Annotated in this window: 17 protein-coding genes; 9 read left to right on the forward strand and 8 right to left on the reverse strand. The window is 39.9% G+C overall.

What is annotated here, in order from left to right; genetic code table 11:
- Nucleotides 1-170: 170 nt before the first annotated feature.
- Genes OSH00_RS14555 through OSH00_RS14565 form a run of 3 tightly spaced genes read right to left on the reverse strand, consistent with a single transcriptional unit; the run spans nucleotide 171 to nucleotide 4,792 of the window.
- The gene (locus OSH00_RS14555; RefSeq protein ID WP_266131024.1) at nucleotides 171-3,251 is read right to left on the reverse strand and encodes a MexW/MexI family multidrug efflux RND transporter permease subunit; all 3,081 of its coding nucleotides are present in this window, start codon (nucleotides 3,249-3,251) and stop codon (nucleotides 171-173) included.
- 12 nt (nucleotides 3,252-3,263) lie between these two features.
- The gene (locus OSH00_RS14560) at nucleotides 3,264-4,367 is read right to left on the reverse strand and encodes an efflux RND transporter periplasmic adaptor subunit (RefSeq protein WP_266131025.1); all 1,104 of its coding nucleotides are present in this window, start codon (nucleotides 4,365-4,367) and stop codon (nucleotides 3,264-3,266) included.
- A complete protein-coding gene (locus tag OSH00_RS14565) occupies nucleotides 4,364-4,792 on the reverse strand; it encodes a DoxX family membrane protein (RefSeq protein WP_266131026.1) in 429 nt (142 codons plus the stop codon). The genes OSH00_RS14560 and OSH00_RS14565 overlap by 4 nt, the downstream gene beginning before the upstream one ends.
- 323 nt (nucleotides 4,793-5,115) lie before the next feature.
- Here OSH00_RS14565 and soxR point away from each other — a divergent pair, with 323 nt between their 5' ends.
- Both soxR and OSH00_RS14575 read left to right on the forward strand, forming a co-directional pair.
- Nucleotides 5,116-5,595 (forward strand): redox-sensitive transcriptional activator SoxR, encoded by a 480-nt coding sequence (gene soxR / locus OSH00_RS14570; protein WP_266131027.1) that lies wholly within the window; start codon nucleotides 5,116-5,118, stop codon nucleotides 5,593-5,595.
- 179 nt (nucleotides 5,596-5,774) lie between these two features.
- Nucleotides 5,775-6,620 carry a siderophore-interacting protein gene (locus OSH00_RS14575; RefSeq protein ID WP_266131028.1) on the forward strand — a complete coding sequence of 282 codons (846 nt, stop codon included), beginning with the start codon at nucleotides 5,775-5,777 and terminating at the stop codon, nucleotides 6,618-6,620.
- A gap of 144 nt (nucleotides 6,621-6,764) precedes the next feature.
- On the opposite strand, the gene OSH00_RS14580 is transcribed toward OSH00_RS14575, so the two are convergent.
- Nucleotides 6,765-7,373, reverse strand: coding sequence for a TetR/AcrR family transcriptional regulator (locus tag OSH00_RS14580; RefSeq protein WP_266131029.1), 609 nt, complete (start codon nucleotides 7,371-7,373; stop codon nucleotides 6,765-6,767).
- 206 nt (nucleotides 7,374-7,579) lie between these two features.
- Between OSH00_RS14580 and OSH00_RS14585 the strand changes: the two genes are divergently transcribed.
- From OSH00_RS14585 to OSH00_RS14615, 7 genes are all read left to right on the forward strand, one after another.
- The gene (locus tag OSH00_RS14585; protein WP_266131030.1) at nucleotides 7,580-9,385 is read left to right on the forward strand and encodes an ABC transporter ATP-binding protein; all 1,806 of its coding nucleotides are present in this window, start codon (nucleotides 7,580-7,582) and stop codon (nucleotides 9,383-9,385) included.
- A complete protein-coding gene (locus tag OSH00_RS14590) occupies nucleotides 9,379-11,157 on the forward strand; it encodes an ABC transporter ATP-binding protein (protein WP_266131031.1) in 1,779 nt (592 codons plus the stop codon). The genes OSH00_RS14585 and OSH00_RS14590 overlap by 7 nt, the downstream gene beginning before the upstream one ends.
- Complete coding sequence (locus tag OSH00_RS14595) at nucleotides 11,148-12,089, forward strand: ABC transporter permease (protein WP_266131032.1); 942 nt, start codon at nucleotides 11,148-11,150, stop codon at nucleotides 12,087-12,089. Before OSH00_RS14590 ends, OSH00_RS14595 begins: the two co-directional genes overlap by 10 nt.
- Nucleotides 12,089-13,036, forward strand: coding sequence for an iron chelate uptake ABC transporter family permease subunit (locus OSH00_RS14600; protein ID WP_266131033.1), 948 nt, complete (start codon nucleotides 12,089-12,091; stop codon nucleotides 13,034-13,036). The genes OSH00_RS14595 and OSH00_RS14600 overlap by 1 nt, the downstream gene beginning before the upstream one ends.
- Entirely contained in the window at nucleotides 13,033-13,803 is a 771-nt protein-coding gene (locus OSH00_RS14605) for an iron ABC transporter ATP-binding protein (RefSeq protein WP_266131034.1), read from the forward strand. The genes OSH00_RS14600 and OSH00_RS14605 overlap by 4 nt, the downstream gene beginning before the upstream one ends.
- 43 nt (nucleotides 13,804-13,846) lie before the next feature.
- The gene (locus OSH00_RS14610; RefSeq protein ID WP_420909534.1) at nucleotides 13,847-14,797 is read left to right on the forward strand and encodes a siderophore ABC transporter substrate-binding protein; all 951 of its coding nucleotides are present in this window, start codon (nucleotides 13,847-13,849) and stop codon (nucleotides 14,795-14,797) included.
- Between the two features lie 139 nt (nucleotides 14,798-14,936).
- The gene (locus OSH00_RS14615) at nucleotides 14,937-17,165 is read left to right on the forward strand and encodes a TonB-dependent receptor (RefSeq protein ID WP_266131036.1); all 2,229 of its coding nucleotides are present in this window, start codon (nucleotides 14,937-14,939) and stop codon (nucleotides 17,163-17,165) included.
- A gap of 128 nt (nucleotides 17,166-17,293) precedes the next feature.
- Here OSH00_RS14615 and OSH00_RS14620 read toward each other — a convergent pair whose 3' ends face one another.
- From OSH00_RS14620 to OSH00_RS14635, 4 genes are all read right to left on the reverse strand, one after another.
- Nucleotides 17,294-17,911: a suppressor of fused domain protein gene (locus tag OSH00_RS14620; protein ID WP_266131037.1), complete on the reverse strand. Its 618-nt coding sequence runs from the start codon at nucleotides 17,909-17,911 to the stop codon at nucleotides 17,294-17,296.
- Nucleotides 17,912-17,952: 41 nt separating this feature from the next.
- The gene (locus OSH00_RS14625) at nucleotides 17,953-18,627 is read right to left on the reverse strand and encodes a hypothetical protein (protein WP_266131038.1); all 675 of its coding nucleotides are present in this window, start codon (nucleotides 18,625-18,627) and stop codon (nucleotides 17,953-17,955) included.
- A gap of 470 nt (nucleotides 18,628-19,097) precedes the next feature.
- The gene (locus OSH00_RS14630) at nucleotides 19,098-19,385 is read right to left on the reverse strand and encodes a DUF1330 domain-containing protein (RefSeq protein WP_266131039.1); all 288 of its coding nucleotides are present in this window, start codon (nucleotides 19,383-19,385) and stop codon (nucleotides 19,098-19,100) included.
- A gap of 48 nt (nucleotides 19,386-19,433) precedes the next feature.
- Nucleotides 19,434-20,096, reverse strand: coding sequence for a GntR family transcriptional regulator (locus OSH00_RS14635; RefSeq protein ID WP_266131040.1), 663 nt, complete (start codon nucleotides 20,094-20,096; stop codon nucleotides 19,434-19,436).
- Nucleotides 20,097-20,178: the final 82 nt, after the last annotated feature.

Genomic DNA, 20,178 nt, shown 5'->3' on the forward strand with positions numbered 1-20,178 from the left:
TAATATCTTCGCGCTTGGATTTTAAAAAAGACTTTATTGTAAAACAATAAAGCCTTTTTCATAGGTCGCTCGCATATTCGTTTGGACATCAACGATTTTCAATAGATAGATATTCACCCACTGATTGAATTCGTGCAAATCATGACTTGGATTGAATGCTCTTTATCTTTTTATTCCAACCTTTCAAGTTGCTTCAGTGCTTTAAAACGACCAGACTCAGCATCTTGGTTATGCCGTCTTGCCAACAAACTGTATATGGTCGGCAAAACAAACAGGGTGAAAAATGTTCCGATCAGCATACCGCATACAATAACCAGACCTAAACCAAAACGGCTATGTGCACCTGCACCGGTAGCAAACAGTAATGGAATAAGGCCAAAGACCATTGCCGCTGTGGTCATTAAAATAGGACGTAAACGAATTTGAGCTGCTTTTAGAATCGCATCGCGACGGTTTAAACCTTCGTGAACCTGTAGTTCGTTGGCAAATTCCACCATCAAAATACCATGTTTACTGATTAAACCAATCAGTGTGACCAGACCGATTTGTGTATAGATATTCACAGTTGCAAGACCCAATGCCAATGGAATCAGCGCACCACAAATCGAAAGGGGCACAGTAATCAGGATAATGAAAGGATCCATTAAACTTTCATATTGAGCCGCTAACACGAGATAGATGACGATCAGTGCAGCCAAAAATGCAAACATTAAACTGTTGCCTTCTTGCATATACTGACGTGCATCCGCCTGCCAGTCATAGCTAAAACCTGTGGGTAATTCTGTTGCAACCTGTTCTAGAAAAACCAAAGCCTGACCTAAAGATACACCTGACGCAGGAATGGCCTGAAAAGTTGCTGAATTTTGCTGATTAAACTGGGTCAGCTTGTTGGGTTCTACCTGTTCACTGAGATGGACAATCGTAGAAAGGGGAATTAATGTCCCTTGATCCGTTCGTATAAACTGTTGAGTTAATGCCTGAGCGCTTAAACGTTGCTGCCCCATACTTTGGGGAATGACATCATAAGCACGTCCTTGCATACTAAAGCGATTGACATAATTTTCTCCTACTAATGTTGCCAAGGCCTCACCAATATCTTGCATACGAATCCCTAGACTATTGGCTTTAGATTGATCTACTTCGATTCGGGTCATTGGATTATTAAAATCTAGATCACTGTCGACCACGACAAAAAGTCCACTGTCACGTGCTTTCTGCTTGATGTTTTCCATGGTTTGGTAAAGCGTGGAATAGTCTAAAGCGCTCCTTAACACCATCTGTACGGGCAAGCCTCCAGTAGAGCCAGGTAAGGAAGGATTTTGAAATACGAATATACTGGTGCCTTCTACATTTCCAACCTGACTTTGCAACCCTTGTTGAATTTCATCGGCAGAGCGACTGCGTTCACTCCACGAAGAAAGCGTAGTCCCGCCAAAACTGGATGCAGGTCCATCAGTACCATTAATAATCCAGGTCGTACTGGTTTCTGGAAACTTCCAGAAGATTTTATCCAATTCATGATTAAAATGTTCAGCATACTTTAGATTGGCATGTTGTGGCGCTTTAATGGCAGTCAGTACACTTGCCTGATCTTCGAGAGGCGCCAATTCTTTTTGGGGAAATTGATACAGGAAGGGAAGGCTGGCAAAAATACCAATTGCAAAAAATACAGTGATCCAACGATGGTGCAAAGAAAAATCCAGTATTTTTCGATAGATTTGAGTTAAATGTTCAAAGAACCACTCGGCAGCCTTTGCCATTTTTCCTTCATGTTGTTTCGGTTGAAGCAGAAATGAGCTCATGACTGGCGATAAGGTCAGGGCAATGATGCCTGAAACTAAAACAGCGCCAGCCAAGGTAAATGCAAACTCTTTAAATAAAGAACCAGTAAGCCCACCCATTAAACCAATAGGTGCATAGACTGCGGCAAGCGTCATGGTCATTGCAATCACTGGTCCTGCAACCTCACGTGCCCCTATCATTGCAGCAGCAATGGGAGATAAGCCTTCTTCGATATGTCGATGGACATTTTCCACAACCACAATTGCATCATCTACGACCAGCCCAATCGCAAGCACCATCGCTAAAAGTGTCAGTAAGTTGATACTAAAACCACAAAGCAACATTAGGCCCAATGCTCCGAACATGGACAAAGGGATGGTGACCACTGGAATCAATACACTACGTAAAGAGCCCAAGCATAGATAGATCACAGCAATGACAATAATGAGTGCTTCAATAAAAGTATGTAAAACCTCATCAATCGATGCATCGATAAAGCGTGCCGTTTCATAAGCCAAGTTGACTTTGACACCTGGAGGTAAGGTCTTTTGAATATCCGGCAGTTTGTCTTTGATGCCTTGAACGATCACCAATGGATTCCCTGTCGGTGTGGCTTGTAATCCAATAAAAATCGCCGGCTTTTTATCCATAAATGCACTGGTTTCTGTCGATGCAGCACCTAACTCAACTGTGGCAACATCTTGCAGTCGAATGAGGCTTTGTCCACTATTGTGAATCACCAGATTTTTAAAATCCTGAATACTGGTGAGATGGGTGGAGACATTGACATTGGAAATAACCAGTTCACCTTTGACTTGCCCCGGCGCTGCCTGATAGTTATTTTGTCGAATGGCATTGGCAACATCAGCAGCAGTAACGCCACGACTTGCTAGACGATCCGCATCCAACCAAATTCGCATGGCTAAACGTTGACTACCATAAGTCTGTACTTTGGCGACACCTTCAATGGTGGAGAGCATCGGTTCAACGACTCTGGACAAATAATCAGTCAACTCAGGCAGCGACAATTGTTCTGTTGAAAATCCAATATAGGCGACATCTGTCGACTCCCCTGAAGAGCGTTCAATGACAGGATCAAAAGCTTGTTGCGGCAATTTGTAACGAACCTGATTCACTTTGGCCATTACCTCAGTTAAAGCTTGAGTGGAATCTCGATTCAATTGCATCCGTAAAGTAATGACGCTTCGGCCTTGGACTGTGGATGAGCTGAGATAATCAATTCCTTCAACTGAAGAAACTGCTTGTGCAATCGGTTGGGTGACAAAACCTTGTAATAACTCAGCAGATGCTCCCGGATATTCAGTACTGATACTAATAGTTGAGCTTTCAAGTTGAGGATATTGACGAATCGGAAGTTTATTCAGTGCAAATAGGCCACTGAGTAAAATTAAGGTGCTGACCACCAGTGCGAGGACAGGGCGTTTGACAAAAAGATCGGTAAATTTCATCATATGATCCTCTTAAGCTTTTGTTTTAACTGAAGAGGAGGTGGAAGTTTGCAACGTGTTGAGGGTTGCTTCAACCTGCATGCCATCGCTTAATTTTAACTGTCCAGAAACGACAACTTGATCACCTGCTTTTAAGCCAGATTTTATTTCAACATGTCCTTGTTGTCGCTCACCTACTTCTACCGCAACACGTTGTACTGTGATTTTTTGATCTTGATGTTTGGCAAGAAAAACAGTATTGCCGTAAGCAGTATAGGTGATTGCAGTTTCTGGTATGATCAGACGCGGATGTTGTGCTTCTTGAATGCTTAATTTGGCATACATTCCGGGTTTGAGTTGACGATTTTGATTGTTCAAAATTGCCTGGCCTGAAATAGTTCGAGACTTACTCACGATGGGTTCGATAGCATTGATCATCGCTGCAAAGGTTTTTTCGGGAAATGCATCAATTTGTAGCTGTACGGCTTGTCCTATTTTGAGTCTTGATGCCAGTTGTTCATCGAGTGTGAAATTTGCCAACATTTGTTGTGAATCAACCAGGTTGGCAATGCCTGTTCCAGCTTTTAAAAATTGACCTTGATGCACTTGGCGAATGCCCATGACACCCGCAAAAGGTGCACGAATAGATTTCTGTTTAATTGTGGCTTGAAGTTGCTGTATCTCTGCACGTGTCATATCGCGGTCAGCCAAAGCACCATCCATTTCTGCACGTGAAATCGCATGGCTATCGATAAGCAGTTGACTGCGTTTATAAGTCATTTCTGCCTGTTTTAGTTTGGCCTGTAAACGACCGAGTTCGCTTTGTTCAACATTGCTTTTGAGTTGAACCAATAACTGTCCTTGTTGTACATACTGCCCTGATTGAAAATAAATTTTCTCAATCATTCCTCTACTTTCAGAAGAAACTTGAACTTGTCGTATTGCTTCCAATTCACCAATGCTTGAAAGAGTTCGAGGCATCATTTGTTCATTGACTGTACTGAGAGCAACTTTAACAAGCGGATATTGTTGGGGTTGTGTTGCTATGGTTTGATTAGAATGCAAGTAAAAGTAACTGCCGCAGCCGATGAGCAGTACAAGTATGCTGATACTCAACATCCATATTTTACTTTTCATGCGATTACTCCGTGATTACGGAGTTGCTGACGAAAGTGGCTTGCAATTGTAATACTCCAGAGCCCACCAATCACTGCGATATGTTCAATGGCAAAGTAAAGAGCGATCGTGGCCTGTAGTCCTGACATTGTCCAAAAAGTATGAACGATCAAGATTGTCAGGAGCAAAAAGACAGAAAGTAGTAATGAACCCAGCCACATGTGTCGTTCAAATAGAATAGAGTAGGCGCCGACCAGTAAAATCAGTGCTGAAGCATAATTAAAAAACCATACAGGTGTTAAACCTGCTGCCTGCATTTCCATATATCCTGCTTCAACATCTATCACTTTACTAAACCCTGAACTTAAAAATAAAAGGGCGAGGCAACATTTGACCATGACCCACAGCCACTGGCTTTCTAAACTTAGTTTAACCAAATAGGGCATAAGAATATTTCCAAAAAGAAATTAAACTGAATGATTAAAATTCTTAAAAAAGAATAGCTTGTTGGTACTAAACAGCACCGTATCCAGCAGTCTAAAACCTCAAGTAATCTTGAGGTCAATGGTTTTCTCAGTATAATATTGGATAGATTTAGACCACTGATTAAGTGTGTAATCCAATGGTTTTGAACAGAATGAGTGGTCTTTTTTTATAATTTTGAATGTCAACAGTGATCTATCAAAACTTAAGCTCAAGGTACTGAGATCAATTGACAAATGATTTGACTTAACCTATAAAACCTCAAGTAATGTTGAGGAATATTGCAATGGAAAAAGACATCAAAATTGATTTTGATCGGATGATGACGGTGGGCGAAGTCGCCAAACGTAGTGGGGTTGCTGTTTCAACCTTACATTTTTATGAGTCAAAAGGTTTAATTAAAAGTATCCGAACCAATGGTAATCAACGCCGTTTTCCTGCGATCGTTTTACGCTATATCGGGATCATCAAAGTTGCCCAGAAAGTGGGAATTTCTCTGGAGGAGATAAAATCTGCCTTGAGTGTTTATCCGATTGGCAGCAAATTGACTGCAGAACAATGGTCTGAATTATCCTCACGGTGGCGTAAAGATTTAGATGAACGAATTCAAAAATTGACACGTTTAAGAGATGAAATGGATTGGTGTATTGGCTGTGGCTGCTTGTCGTTAAAGCAATGCCCTTTGCGGAATCCTGAAGATGTGCTGGGGCGAGAAGGTTCAGGTCCACGTATTTTAGAGCGTACTGAACAATCAGACGCTATTTGAGTGATTAAACGATATTTTTCATATTTTTTTAAAAAACAGCAGCGTTTAAATTCTTATATTAATGTAAATGATAATCATTAATTTTTTGTGCTACTATTTTAGCATAGCTTAAAAAGCTGCAGATGAATACAGCCGATTTCTATAACGAATTGATAAAATAGTCACAAGGGTAAAGAAATATGAATGCTCAAAACGTTGAATTATTAGAAAAACAAGACCATATGAGTGGTATGCAACATCTTGAAATGACGATTACATCCCTGACACAGCCCTATGCCTCGATTGCACGATTACGTGGAAAAATTGAAACTGATCAAATTGAATTATGGAGTACTGCGAATTTAGCGGTACGAATTGATGTTGAACAAGCTGTAAATTCACGACCAACTTCACGTATTTATACCATACGCTCATTTGACAAACTCAACCAAGAAGTTGAAATCGATCTGGTGCGACATCCATCTCCAAGTCCAGCAATGCGGTGGCTAAATACAGTTAAAGTAGGTGAAAAAGTCACATTGACGGGGCCTCGTGTGCATATCAATCCAAATTTTGGAACAGCTAAGACATGCTTTATTTTTGCAGATGACACGGGAATTCCTGCTGTTTATGCAATCTTGAATCAATGGCCGGAACATGTTCAAGCTGAAATATTTTTAGACACTCATGAAGCTGAAATTTTAAATGAATTACCTGTTATTGAAACAGTCAATTATCACCTGATCAATCAAATTGAGTTTAAGCAGAATACTCAAAATCAAGGTTTGTTTGAGCAATTGAAGCAGATAGAACCTGTTGATGAGATGACAGTTTGGGCAGCTTGTGAACGTCAACAAGCTCGTCTAATCCGTGAATTCTGTTTGCAAAAATTCAAAATGGCCAAAGACGATGTACGTGTATTTGGCTATTGGAAAGCTGGTGTGAGCAGTAGCATCATTGATGAAGCCCGATTAGAGCACTATTCAAAACTGCTACAACAGGGTCATGGTTTAACTGAGTTTGACGATCTTGATGTAAAAGTATGATTTACAGAAATCGCGACGGGTTAATGTAGGCATATTATTTGTGTTGATGCCTTTAATCCATCGCGTTTTCTTCGCACTTTTACACTTTAAAAAGTGAATAAATGTGTATTATCTGCCATACATGCAAAGCAGATCTATAAATGACTATTTTGTATCTAGCATATGCAGTGTGCCAATAATTAAGGCTTGCATACTTTGAATAAATTCAGCTTCCATCTCTGCCTCTTCAATTTCACGATGATTGGCTTTAATGGGCTCTTTGCCTGCAACTGAATAAATGGTGTCAGCGACGGCAATACAATGAAAGGCAATTGTTGCATTTAACCATCGTGCTTGATCCTGAGTAAGTTGATAGGCTTCAGCAACAGCTTGGTGATGATGCTCTATTTTAGTCACCATTGAAGGCGTTGAAGCCATTCTGCGAATTAAATAGGGTGTGAACCCTGGATTTGATTTGACCAATTCTCGCAGCGAATGCATAAAAATAACCAAATAATCTTTTAATGGTGTTTGAGCTGTATGTACAGGTTGAGGAATCTGCCATCTCAAAAAAATTTCTTCTGCGATTAGATATTTAAGCTCTTCAAGACTGGCAATATGCTTATATAAAGCCATATGGCTGATACCCAACGCTGCGGCAACGCCAACAAAAGTAATATTCAGTAAACCTATCTCTATACCTGCATTCATGATGCGTTCATGGGTGATTGTACGTGGGCGTCCGCGAGAAGTTGATTTGGTAAGCGAGGGCATAATTATTCCATACAATTGATTTTTTCATGTTGCCATGTGATGGGATTTGGGTCAAATCCGTTTACTTTGCTTAATTAGTTTACTACAATGCAACTAAATCTATTGATATTAATTCTCATTTATATTTGTAAATAGATTTACTGTCATTTTCTAAATCACATCAGAATTTGGCGGAACGTGAATAATCAAAACAGGTTTTTTATGTTATGTGTGCAACTGATGTAAAAGAAGTACAGCCCCAGCAGGTCAATCCACTCAGTTTTGTCCTGAAACCAATACAAATGCCTCTATTTTTCGCTTCGATCATTGCCGCACTTGGATCAATGCTGACTTTAGTACCATTGATCGGCATAGCCTATTTGGTCAAAGCGATGTTTGTTGGTCACAGTGCCATGGGGATATTTAACCTAGATTCATCTCAAGTCTTATGGACATTATTAGGCTGTTTGGGATGTTTATTGTTGGGGATGTTACTGATCACCCTCAGTGAATTCATTGCACATTTAGCTGACCATAAAATTACGGGAATATTACAAAAAGATATTACTCAGCATCTTACTCAACTGCCTTTAGGATGGTTTACACAACGCAGTTCTGGGGAAGTAAAGCAAGTTATTCAAGATGATATGGGGCAGCTTCATAGTTTGACTGCACATTTTTATCCTGCTGTTGGTCGAGCGCTAGGGATCATTATTACTGCTGTCTTTTTTCTATTTTATATCGATTGGCGAATGGCAATTCTGTCATTGCTCCCATTCATTGGCTTTGTGTTTTTTTTGCGCAAAGCGATACATGCAAGTGAGCAGAATATCCAAGATTTTGCTACTCAAATGGGGCAGATTAATAGTGCTGCTGTTGAATTTACCCGTGCAATACCAGTCGTCAAAACTTTCGCTCAAAGTGGACAGGCTTCGATGGGTTATCAGCAGGCCGTTCGTACTTTTGCGCATGCATTTAAAGTATTCACACGCCCGTTGGTTAAATCAATGGCGCATGCACATGCCATGATTTCACCGATCACGATATTGGGTGTGGTCATGCTGTGTGGTGCAATTTTCATATATCTAGGTGGGTTAAATCCCATAGATTTATTGGTATTTGTTTTGATTGCGCCAGCAATCTGTGCTCCCTCTTTATTGTTACATACCTTATTGCATGATTTGCAAGCCAGTCATGGTGCAGCACAACGAATACTGGCATTGTTAGAAAAACCGATACTACAGGTCTCTCCAACAGCACAATCACTTGCACTCGAAGATCAGACCGTCTGTTTTCATCAGGTGAGCTATGCCTATGATCAAACACATGAGGTGCTATCTCAACTGAATTTTTCGCTGCAACCTGGAACCTTCACAGCCATTGTCGGCCCATCTGGAGCAGGAAAATCAACCATAGCACAATTGATCTTACGATTTTTTGACCCAAGCCAAGGCCATATTACCTTGGGTGGTGTTGATTTGCGTAATATTCAGCCGAGTATGTTGTATCAGCAAATTGGATTTGTGTTGCAAGACACGCAACTGATTCATGCCAGTCTATATGACAATATTGCTTTAGGACGATCCAATGCGACCCAGCAGGAGGTCGAACAAGCAGCAAAAGCCGCCAATATTCACGAACGTATTATGCGTTTACCCAAACAATACCAAACCATGATCGGTGATGAGATTCAACTGTCTGGTGGTGAGCGTCAACGGATCAGCATAGCCAGGGCAATTCTACTCGATCCCCCCATTCTTATACTCGATGAAGCGACAGCAGCAGCGGATATCGAAAATGAAATGGCCATTCAAAATGCACTGTCCAATTTTGCTCAAGACAGAACCCTTTTAGTGATCGCACATCGCTTAGATACCATTATGCATGCAGACCGTATCTTGGTACTCAACCAAGGAAAAATCATTGAGCAAGGCACACACAAACAACTCTTAACCAATCAGGGCTTATATGCCCAATTGTGGTCACATTTAGACAAGCATACTCAACTATCAACTGGAGAAACCTTATGTTGAAAACACTTTCTCAATTGTTGGGTGATGATGTTTCTATTTTTCATCGTTATCTTGGGGTTGCTCTGGTATACGGTCTAATTTGTGGTTTAAGCGTTTTGGTACTGGGGTTGATTCTGTCACAGTTAATCCTTGGCAATATTCAACAAATTGGACTTTGGTTGAGTCTATTGTTTGCTGGGATGGTGTTGTGTTGGTGCCTACGCCGTGTTGTAGAAGAAATGGGAATCAAGGTTGGCATTGCACTTCTAGAACGTGCTCGTTTAAGTCTAGGTCAGCATGTTGCGAGCCTACCCGTCGGTTGGTTTAATCCTCAAAACACAGCAAAATTTAACCATCTGGTAACACAAGGCATGATGTCGGTTGCGCAGCTTCCAGCCCATGTTTTTACCCCTTTAATTACAGGGGGGATTATACCATTGGTGATTATTGTCGGTTTACTGTTTCTATATGGTATTTTAGGGTTAATTGCATTATTGGCAATTCCTTTAATGGTTGGCATGTTCTGGCTCAGCTCAAGAATTGCAAAATATGCAGATGAAACTTATCAGCAGCGTTTTGCCGAAACCAGTCAACGTATTGTGGAATTTGCACAGGCACAATCTGTTTTTCGTGCTTTTAATGCTGAAGGAAATAGCCAGCGTTTTCTTGATCAAGCAATTAATCAGCAGCGTCAAGCCAGTTTTAAACTCATTATATTGTCATCGTTATCCTCAGTATTGAATACATGGGCAATTCAAGCCATTTTTGCCCTGTTAATTCTGGCAATGTTCATACTCGTAAATCAGCAAATGACAGGGCATTTGCTTAGTCAGGATATGCTGAGTATCGCTGTATCGTTGTTATTCATCAGCCGCTTTATAGATGCATTATTAGAGGTCGCAAGTTATAGCGAAGTGTTGCGCAGTGCAGACAGTCAGTTACAGGAAATGCGCGATATTTTAAATATCCAAGTATTTACGGAAGGAAAAAAACCACAACAGCTTGTAGATGCTTCAATTGAATTTAAAAATGTCGATTTTCAATATACTCATGATGGGCAAAACATATTACAAGACGTGAGCTTATTTATTCCTTCAGGAACGATGACAGCATTGATCGGGGCATCGGGTTCAGGAAAAACCACTTTGGCTAAATTGATCGCGCGTTTTTTTGATGCTAATCAAGGTCAAGTTTTGATTGGTGGGGTGGATGTCAAACAATTGCCTTATCAACAACTTAGCCAACAGATCAGTCAAATTTTTCAAGATAATTATTTATTTGCCGGCACGATTGCAGAAAACATTCGGATTGGTCAGCCTCATGCAACAGATGCAGAAATTCTGCAAGTTGCTGAAAAGGTGGGGATTTCAGAAATGATTGCTCGTCTGCCAGAAGGTCTTGAGACCAAGACAGGTGAGGGGGGAGCCCGACTTTCAGGCGGAGAGCGACAACGCATTGCGATTGCCAGAGCATTGATTAAAGATGCACCAATCTTATTGGTGGATGAAGCAACTGCTGCATTGGATGCGGAAAATCAAGCAATTATTGCTGAGGTGTTGAACCGATTACGTGGAGAAAAAACCATCTTGGTGATTGCTCACCAGCTTTCAACTATTGCAGCCGCAGATCAAATTGTTGTATTGGACAATGGGCAAGTCATTGAGCAAGGGACGCCTTTACAACTGTGCTTAAGTGGTGGTTATTATGCCAAATATTTAAAACAGAGTCAGAGCGTCAAGGGATGGAAAATTAGGAAAGAAATACAGGCTGAGGCAATTTCAAAATGCCTCTAGTTTTATTTTTTGTTTTCTGTCTGCTTTGCATTGGTTCACTTTTGCTTGGTGCACAACAACTTGATTTTAATGGTTTGTTATCCATGTCGAGTGAAGCATGGTTGACTCTGAGTGCAAGCCGTATTCCACGGTTGATTGCCATTATTTTGACCGGAATTGGCTTATCTGTATGTGGTGTGATTTTACAACATATTGTCCGTAATCGTTTCGTCGAACCTGGAACTACGGGTGGTTTAGATGCAGCAAAACTTGGGATATTGGTGTCACTCACACTCATTCCAGCAGCAAGTACGTTGAGTAAAATGTTATTTGCAATGTTTTTCTGTCTGATTGCCAGTTTGCTTTACATTGTGATTATTCGCCAAATTCGCTTTAAGAACACCGTATTAGTCCCTGTGATTGGGTTGATGTATGGCAGCATATTAACTGCACTGGCGGAATTTTATGCCTATCAAAATAATATCATGCAGAGTATGCAAACTTGGCTGATGGGAGATTTTTCTCGTGTAGTCCAAGGGCACTATGAAATTATTTATTTTATTTTACCCATCATCCTACTGACCTATGTTTTTGCACATCGTTTTACTGTACTGGGTATGGGCGAAGACATGGCATCAAGCTTGGGGCTAAATTATGCCACGATGACTGCAGTCGGCTTATTGCTTGTAGCAGTTACAGTTTCAGCAACAGTGATTACGGTTGGAGCAATTCCATTTGTAGGGTTGGTGATCCCCAATCTGGTGGCTTTGAAATATGGTGAGAATTTAGCAAAAACTTTACCCATTGTTGCTTTGGCCGGGGCTTCACTACTTCTTCTTTGCGATATTGTAGGACGTTCGATCATTTACCCATATGAAGTTCCTATTGGTCTCACTGCGGGTGGAGCAGGGGGAGTGATCTTCCTGATTTTGATTTTGCGAGGGTTGCGCTGATGAATAGAGGCAAACTTGGCGCAATGTTATGTGCAACATTTGGACTTGCAATTGGTTTTGTATTTATCGACTCAGGTCTTGATATGGATTATGTCATTCCTCAGCGGCTATTTAAACTTGCTGCGATTGTATTGGGTGGGATTTGTGTTGCTACCACTTCAATTATTTTTCAGACCATTGTGGGGAATCGGATATTAACCCCTGCCATCATGGGTTATGAGGCTGTCTATCTGCTCTGGCAGGTCATGCTGTTATTCATCTTTGGTACGCAAGGATTGTTATGGCTTGGCTTAACTGCTCAATTTTTTATTTGTATTTTCCTAATGTTGTTCTATTCGTGGGCACTTCATCAAAGCTTATTGTCACGTACACATAAAGATATTTTTCAGCTTTTATTATTTGGTCTGGTCTTGACCATGGTGTTAGGCACCGTCACTCAATTTATTCAATTAAAAATTAGTCCTGGTGAGTTTTCTGTTTTTCAAGGATTGAGTTATGCATCATTTAACCGTGTTCAACCACAAATCCTAATGTATGCCTTAATTGCAGTTGTTGTGGTTTTATGGCGAGTAAGAAACACATTGCCGATTTTGGATGTAATGAATCTGGGGCGAGAACAAGCGATGTCCTTGGGTGTTGATCATCACCACTATGTAAAATTGTATTTGGCTTTAATTGCGGTATTGGTGGCAATTTCAACCAGTTTGATTGGCCCTACAGCGTTTATGGGCGTGTTTATTGCCAATATTGCCTATTTTTTTGCAAAAAATTATCAGCATAAATTTACTTTAGTGATTGGTTGTATGGTCGCAATTGCAATTTTTCTGATTGCTCAAATTCTTGTTGAACATGTATTTAACTATAAAACTACAGTCAGCATTTTGATTAATTTGGTGTGTGGTATTTATTTTCTCGTGTTGGTGGTTCGTGCCAGAGGTATGACATGATCAGTGTCCGTAATCTCCATAAATCCTATGGTGTCAAAAATATTTTGTCTGATGTGACAATCGATTTTCCTGAAAAGCAATTAACGTCTTTGATTGGTCCGAATGGTGCGGGTAAATCGACTTTATTGATGATGATAGCAAATTTGTCTAAACCAGATCAGGGAGAGATATTATTCAATACAAAAAATATTCAGGATATTCATCTCTCAGATTATGCCAAGTCCGTGGCAACGCTCAGACAGTCACCGGGGGTGAATTTACGTATAACCGTAAAAGAACTCATTGCTTTTGGGCGCTTTCCTTATAGTCGTGGTTCATTGACTTCATATGATCATCAAGTGATTGAAGAGGCAATCCGATTTCTAGATTTAGATGCTTTGAGTGACTGTTATCTCGATGAACTCAGCGGTGGTCAGCGTCAAATGGCATTTTTGGCAATGACTATTGCCCAGCAAACCGAGGTGCTGTTGTTGGATGAACCTCTCAACAATCTCGATATGAAACATGCTGTTCAGATTATGCATGCCTTACGTCGACTGTGTGATGAACAGGGGCGTACCGTGATTCTAGTGATCCACGATATCAACTTCGCTGCGAATTATTCAGATCATGTTGTCGCATTGAAAAACAACAGCATTTATTTGAGTGGTCCAACCCATAGTGTGATTACAGCAACACAATTAAGTGATCTGTATGAGCTTAATTTTGACATTACATATAGCGAGCGTGGCTATATGTGTAACTACTTCAACTCATCTGGAGCTTGAATACATGAAGTGGAAAAATAAATATCAGCGGCTTGGTGTTGTTATGTTGGTTGCATTAAGTTTCACTGGTTGCCAAGAAAAACCGAAAGACCAAGTAAAACTCAATGATCAAACACAAAAAGTGATCAAATTAAAGACCCCCCTCGTGATTGAACATGCACTTGGTACGACACAGCTAAATTATCGGCCACAACGTGTTGCTGCATTGGATATGAATGAAGCAGATTTTCTCGATCAACTTGATGTTCCCTTGGCAGGCATGCCCAAGGACTATATACCGCACTTTTTAAACACCTATAAACAAGATAAAAATGTTCAAGATCTGGGGGCTATTGTTCAACCCAATATGGAGAAGATTTATGCATTAAAACCTGATCTTATTTTGATGACGCCATTACAAGCAAATCAATATCAAGCGCTATCTAAAATTGCACCGACATTGCACTATGATGTCAATTTTAATAACAGCCAGCAGCATCATATGGACACCATCAAAACACATATGATCAACTTAGGGAAAATTTTTGATCGATCAGAGTTGGCGCAACAAAAAGTGGCTGAGTTAGATGAAAAAATTAAACAGGTTCAACAGATAACCACCAGTCGACCAGAAAAGGCATTGGTGGTTCTCCATAATAATGGTGCATTTAGCCATTTTGGCATTCAGTCGCGCTATGGTTTTATTTTTCATGACTTGGGTGTAAAGCCTGCCAGTACAGTCGCAGATACTAGCTTGCACGGACAACCGATTTCAAGTGAGTTCATACAGCAAGCAAATCCCGATATTTTATATATCGTAGATCGCACTGCGGTTATGGAACATCGCCCGACAATTAATATAGAAAATGTCAGCAATCCTTTATTGCGTCAGACCAAGGCTTGGAAAACAGGCAAAGTCGTTTTTGTCGATGCAGATGCATGGTATACCACAGCAGCAAGTCCAACATCCATGCAGATTTTAATGAATGATGTACTCAAGGGGTATCGACTATGAATTAAGTCTTTCTACGATAAATTTATAGCCAGATAAACTTCTAGCCAAAAACACACCACCAACACATCCAGACCACATGCTTTTTATCAAAAAAGTGTGCTTGGGGAACGTGTGTCTAAAAATCAATGGAAATATAGATATGCAATTTCAAAATAGCTCAGTGTCGACTGATAAAATACGATCATTCAGATGTTTACCATCTAAATTTAAACTTAAAAACTTGATTTCTGCCCAGATGATGTTGGGTTTCGGGCTCACACTCAGTATTCCCATTTGTTCCGTCCATGCAGAAGTGATAAATAAAAACAACTTGTCTCAATCTTCGGCACAACAATTACCGACCATTAATGTACAAGCACAACAAGATAAAACCACGATTTTAGGAGGGCAGATTTCATCGCAAAATAACTTGGGTTTCCTCGGTGATAAAGACTTTATGGAAACGCCTTTCAGTACTATTGGCTACACAGATCAATATATTGAAAACCAACAAGCCAAAGATATTACTGAGGTGATTGCAAAAACTGATCCTTCAGTCTTTACCAATGGGGCGAGTGGCGGGTGGAGTGAAAATTACTATATTCGTGGATTTGCATCGAGTACCAGTGATATGTCGATGAATGGAATGTTTGGAATCACGCCTTTCTATCGAACTTCTCCTGAGATGTTTGAACGCGTTGAAGTTTTGAAAGGCCCCTCGGCTTTATTAAATGGTATGCCTCCAGCAGGTTCAGTAGGTGGGGTGGTTAACTTGGTGACCAAACACGCGGGTGATGTGCCATTAAATCGTTTTACTGCGACTTATATGTCGGATTCGCAGTTTGGTGGTCATCTGGATCTAGGCAGACGCTTTGGTCAAGATAAAGAATTTGGTGTGCGTTTCAATAGTGTCTATCGTGATGGAAATGGAGCAATCAGAGATCAAGATAAACAGACCCAACAATTTGCTTTAGGACTCGACTGGCGTGGGAAAAATACCCGTATTTCTGCGGATATATATAGTGCTGAAGATCGTGTAGATGGTGTCAATCGAGGAATTAATCTTGCATCAGGAATTGATATTCCAAAACCGCCTAAGCCAGATACTTTACTCAATCCAGATTGGTCGTTTGTTGAAACCAAAGATAAGGGGGCAATGATACGTGGTGAATATGATATCAATGATCAGTTGATGGCTTATGCAAGTTATGGACAGAGTAAAACTGACTATAAATATAATGGTGCAATGTCTGCCACACTACTTGATCAACACGGGACTTTGGAAACCAAAATGGGTCAACTGGCATTTGATCTTGAAAAGAAATCGGCAGATGTGGGTTTCAAAGCAAGATTTAATACAGGGTCAGTTGATCACCAATGGGTTGCCAATGCGACTTATTATGAACATGATCAAAATGATTATGGGGTCAGAAATGTCGCTGGTGCTGAATGGATAACCAATTTATATGATCCAGTATGGGGAAAACCAGTACCATTCAATACACCACATATTTCCAAGACTTCATCTCGTCTCAGCAGTTACGGTATTGCAGATACTTTGTCTTTTGCTCAAGAGAGAGTTCAATTAACACTCGGTATACGACAACAGGATGTGGTGAGTGAGTCCTTTAATATTGTGACAGGCAACCGAACTTCTCGCTATGACAAAAGTGCCACAACACCAGGCGCTGCAATCTTATTTAAAGCTACAGATTATTTGTCACTATATGCAAACTATATTGAAGGCTTAAGCCAAGGAACAACAGCACCTTATACTGCTGTAAATGCGGGCGAGGTATTCGCACCGTTTAAAACCAAGCAAAAAGAGTTGGGATTAAAAGTTGAGTTAGGCCAATTCAGCAATACTTTAAGTGTGTTTGAAATTGAAAAACCAAGTAGTTATACCGATCCAGTGACCAATATTTTCACTGCGGATGGTGAACAGCGTAATCGAGGTGTTGAATGGAGCTTTTTAGCGACACCAATTGAACATATTCGTTTACTCGGTGGTCTTGCTTATATTGATCCTGAATTAACCAAAACAGCAGGTGGAAAAAATCAGGGCAATACCGCAACAGGGGTTGCAAAACAACAGGCTAAATTAGGTTTAGAGTGGGATACGCCGATTTTGCAAGGCTTAACATTGACAGGAAATGCTACGGCAGTTTCCAAGCAATATATCAATCAGGAAAATACCTTATCCGCTTCAGGTCGGACATTATTTGATTTAGGCGCAAGATATAAATCAGAATTGGCACAACTGCCAGTGACCCTTCGTGCCAGTGTAAATAATGTCACCAACAAAGCTTATTGGGGAATGCCACAATTATCCAGTTTGGCACTCGGTGCTCCACGGACATATATGTTGTCAGTTTCTTTGGACTTTTAATATGTCTTGCTTAAGTTTTTCCAAATAGTGAGCAACCACGAAGACATCAGGTTGAAAAGAGTGACTATACTCTTTTCAACCTATATTAAAGTTTTTAGTTCATTCACAGATTGCATATATTCGTCAAATTAATCTGGACGTTTAGGATCTATGATGGAGTAAGAAAGTTGCTCTATATAGTCATCGAAAGCATCAATTCCTTTTTCCAGGATCATTTTAGATTCTTGGCTGCTTATAGGAACCACCCATAACACATTGACTTCTTCATTGCCTATTTTTATGGTCTCTAAACTTTCACTTTCCCCTCGTAACTCATCAATTAATATCGCCTTGGTTTTCCATTTCTCAGGAGAAAGATGACTTTCGCTCATAACACGTGGAGGAGCTGAGCTGTTTATATGCTCAATGTTGTGAGTGATAAGGTCGCAAAAATATGAGAATATTCTATCGATACTTTCATCGCCTAATTTATTTTCTAAGCCCAGCATCCATTCTGTATGGGTATATTCCCCCGTTATTCGTGGTGTATTGGATAATCCAACTGTTGCAAATCTAGCAGGATCGTTTTCATCACATGGAGGGAAATAGTATATTTCTATATAAATATTCTTCTCCTGATTTTGCAGAATTACTCTGTACTCAGGTAGAGCCCATTCTTTTATATAAGCGCCGAGAATGAAGGTTCTTCTGATATCAAAAGATAAGACATTTTCTTTTGTGGGCTCTATTTTAATATCGGCATTCATCCTTTTTTTCTTCCTAAGTTTACTTATATATTTCAATATGATTAAGCACTTGGTATATCAAGACACAGTCTTAATCCAGCCAGTTTTTCTGGCATATTGGACAAAGGCAATTGAAGTTCAGTTAATAGTGTTGCGAACTGAGAATATTGTTGAAATGGATAAAATCCAGCAGCTCCTCCACGAATAATAACTTCATTTCTAGGTGGTTCTATTTTGGTAAATGTTGCTACGGTCAATGATGCGATACCAAAGTGATTGGCTGCTTCTTTGTTAAGTCTTGCATCACCGAACTGTGTTAGACAAATATTATTGAGTAGAGCGGGATCAGGAATTTTTTCTCCACTTATAAATAGGTGATTTTGAAAATCTTTTGCGACATATTCCCATTCAACATCCCAAGGCATTCTGTAGCCAGTTTTTTCCAAAAATGTGGAAGCTTCATCGGTACTTATATATATTGGATAAGGACCATCTTCGCGGTAAAAATCAGGTCTTTCTAAGCTCGGGGATAAATCAATGTGATCTTCCACCACCCACTCATATAAGGGAAATCGACTCATCAGAAATGGATTCACATTTCGATTTTCGATATTGTCTGAGCGATGTATGAGATGAGAAATTATATGCCACTCTTGGGGAAAGTGGGTGTTTTCTATTTTTTCGATGTGAGATGAGGATGCTCCATATTGAAAACTTCCTCCAATGATTAGATTCATAGGGGTTTCATATTTTTTGTCATAAAAGCAGGGAATCTAATAGGTTGTTTGTTGATCGGGTGTTGAGAGATGAAAGGTTTGATTAACTTATATCTTTTAGGAAGTCTGCTGAGTATTTCATTGCAAATTTCTTTTCGTCGTTCATTTGAACTTGACTGCCACAAATCTAAACTCATTATTTCTTTTATGTCATTCATGAAATTTCTCTTTGATTATTCATCCAAATACATGATCTGAGGAGCATTTTTTGCCACTGTATTCGCTACCCTCTATTTTTTTCTATCTGTGGCATTTCGATTTAACAATTACGAACTATTGAAGGTCCAAAACAATGAATAGCCTATGTCAGCATTATCATGATTCTTTACATTATTCTGAGTCAAGAAGTCATCAAATTCTGCATAGACGCTGCGATGACCCAGAAATTTTATAAGTTCTAATGCATTTATTTTTGAGCTTGATAAATACGATTAGTTTAAACTTTCAACAATACTGATCATGACATCAGCACAATTTTCACGTGCCAATCTGGCTTTACGGTATTCTTCGGAATGATAACAAGCCTGAGCTGTGGCCAAATCTGCGAACTCAATAATGACATGCCTTGCATATTCAGAACCTTCCATCACCACTGATTTGCCACCACGTGCAAGAAATTTTGCTCCGTACTTATCAAAAGCCAATGGGGCTAATGCCATATATTGCTGATATTGTTCTAAATCATGAACAGTCACATGGGCAATCCAATATGCAGACATCTTTTTCATTCCTTTATTGAGGTTTTAAGTATTTCACGATTTAAGATTTCAGGTATTCAAAATATTTTTTGCTACTGAAGCAGCTTCTGCAATATGTTCTGCAACAGCTTGTTTGGCTTTTTCAGCATCCTGATGCAAATAGATCGCTTCACACATATTTTTAATTCGTTGATAACCAGAAGTTTCTCGTTTGGTCGATTTCATGGTCATGACACGCAGACGGCTGATACGTCCATTCAAGCGTTGCACAACTTCCCATGCGATGAAATGTTTGGCTGTGGTAAAAATGGTTTCATAGAGTTTGGCTGAAGTTGAAATAATCAAATCTATATCATCGGCAGCAAATGCTTGCTCAAGTTCGTTGAGTAAACATTTGAGTTGTGTCGTCGTTTCATCGGTGAGGTTCTTGGTGCAATCAGCAACTGCACTTTGTTCCAGTAAAAGACGAATTTCATAAATTTGTGATGCAAGTTCCCAATCCAACAGGGATACAATGGGACCTTTATTCGGCAGGATTTCAACCAAACCTTCTGCTTCCAAATAACGAATCACTTCTCGAACCACAGAACGGCTCACACCCAGTTCTTCACATAAAGTTCTTTCAACTAACCTTTTTCCAGAAGGAAAGTATCCTGTAATAATGGCATTACGAAGCTTGTTCAAACACAACTCACGTAAAGTCACAGGTGGATTTTCAATTTTAAGATTCATGGTGATTGAACTTTCCCAATTTTAGTCATGCACAATTTTGTTACATGTTTCTTTGTCAAAATTAGCATAGCAAACTCTTGCT

The organism is Acinetobacter nematophilus (assembly GCF_026344175.1).
GTDB classification, from domain to species: Bacteria; Pseudomonadota; Gammaproteobacteria; order Pseudomonadales; family Moraxellaceae; genus Acinetobacter; species Acinetobacter nematophilus.

Excerpts from the sequence above, each read along its gene's own strand:
- OSH00_RS14555 (WP_266131024.1), bottom strand. The coding sequence starts at position 3,251 with ATGAAATTTACCGATCTTTTTGTCAAACGCCCTGTCCTCGCACTGGTG.
- OSH00_RS14560 (WP_266131025.1), bottom strand. The coding sequence starts at position 4,367 with ATGAAAAGTAAAATATGGATGTTGAGTATCAGCATACTTGTACTGCTC.
- OSH00_RS14565 (WP_266131026.1), bottom strand. The coding sequence starts at position 4,792 with ATGCCCTATTTGGTTAAACTAAGTTTAGAAAGCCAGTGGCTGTGGGTC.
- soxR (WP_266131027.1), top strand. The coding sequence starts at position 5,116 with ATGGAAAAAGACATCAAAATTGATTTTGATCGGATGATGACGGTGGGC.
- OSH00_RS14575 (WP_266131028.1), top strand. The coding sequence starts at position 5,775 with ATGAATGCTCAAAACGTTGAATTATTAGAAAAACAAGACCATATGAGT.
- OSH00_RS14580 (WP_266131029.1), bottom strand. The coding sequence starts at position 7,373 with ATGCCCTCGCTTACCAAATCAACTTCTCGCGGACGCCCACGTACAATC.
- OSH00_RS14585 (WP_266131030.1), top strand. The coding sequence starts at position 7,580 with ATGTGTGCAACTGATGTAAAAGAAGTACAGCCCCAGCAGGTCAATCCA.
- OSH00_RS14590 (WP_266131031.1), top strand. The coding sequence starts at position 9,379 with ATGTTGAAAACACTTTCTCAATTGTTGGGTGATGATGTTTCTATTTTT.
- OSH00_RS14595 (WP_266131032.1), top strand. The coding sequence starts at position 11,148 with ATGCCTCTAGTTTTATTTTTTGTTTTCTGTCTGCTTTGCATTGGTTCA.
- OSH00_RS14600 (WP_266131033.1), top strand. The coding sequence starts at position 12,089 with ATGAATAGAGGCAAACTTGGCGCAATGTTATGTGCAACATTTGGACTT.
- OSH00_RS14605 (WP_266131034.1), top strand. The coding sequence starts at position 13,033 with ATGATCAGTGTCCGTAATCTCCATAAATCCTATGGTGTCAAAAATATT.
- OSH00_RS14610 (WP_420909534.1), top strand. The coding sequence starts at position 13,847 with ATGTTGGTTGCATTAAGTTTCACTGGTTGCCAAGAAAAACCGAAAGAC.
- OSH00_RS14615 (WP_266131036.1), top strand. The coding sequence starts at position 14,937 with ATGCAATTTCAAAATAGCTCAGTGTCGACTGATAAAATACGATCATTC.
- OSH00_RS14620 (WP_266131037.1), bottom strand. The coding sequence starts at position 17,911 with ATGAATGCCGATATTAAAATAGAGCCCACAAAAGAAAATGTCTTATCT.
- OSH00_RS14625 (WP_266131038.1), bottom strand. The coding sequence starts at position 18,627 with ATGAATCTAATCATTGGAGGAAGTTTTCAATATGGAGCATCCTCATCT.
- OSH00_RS14630 (WP_266131039.1), bottom strand. The coding sequence starts at position 19,385 with ATGTCTGCATATTGGATTGCCCATGTGACTGTTCATGATTTAGAACAA.
- OSH00_RS14635 (WP_266131040.1), bottom strand. The coding sequence starts at position 20,096 with ATGAATCTTAAAATTGAAAATCCACCTGTGACTTTACGTGAGTTGTGT.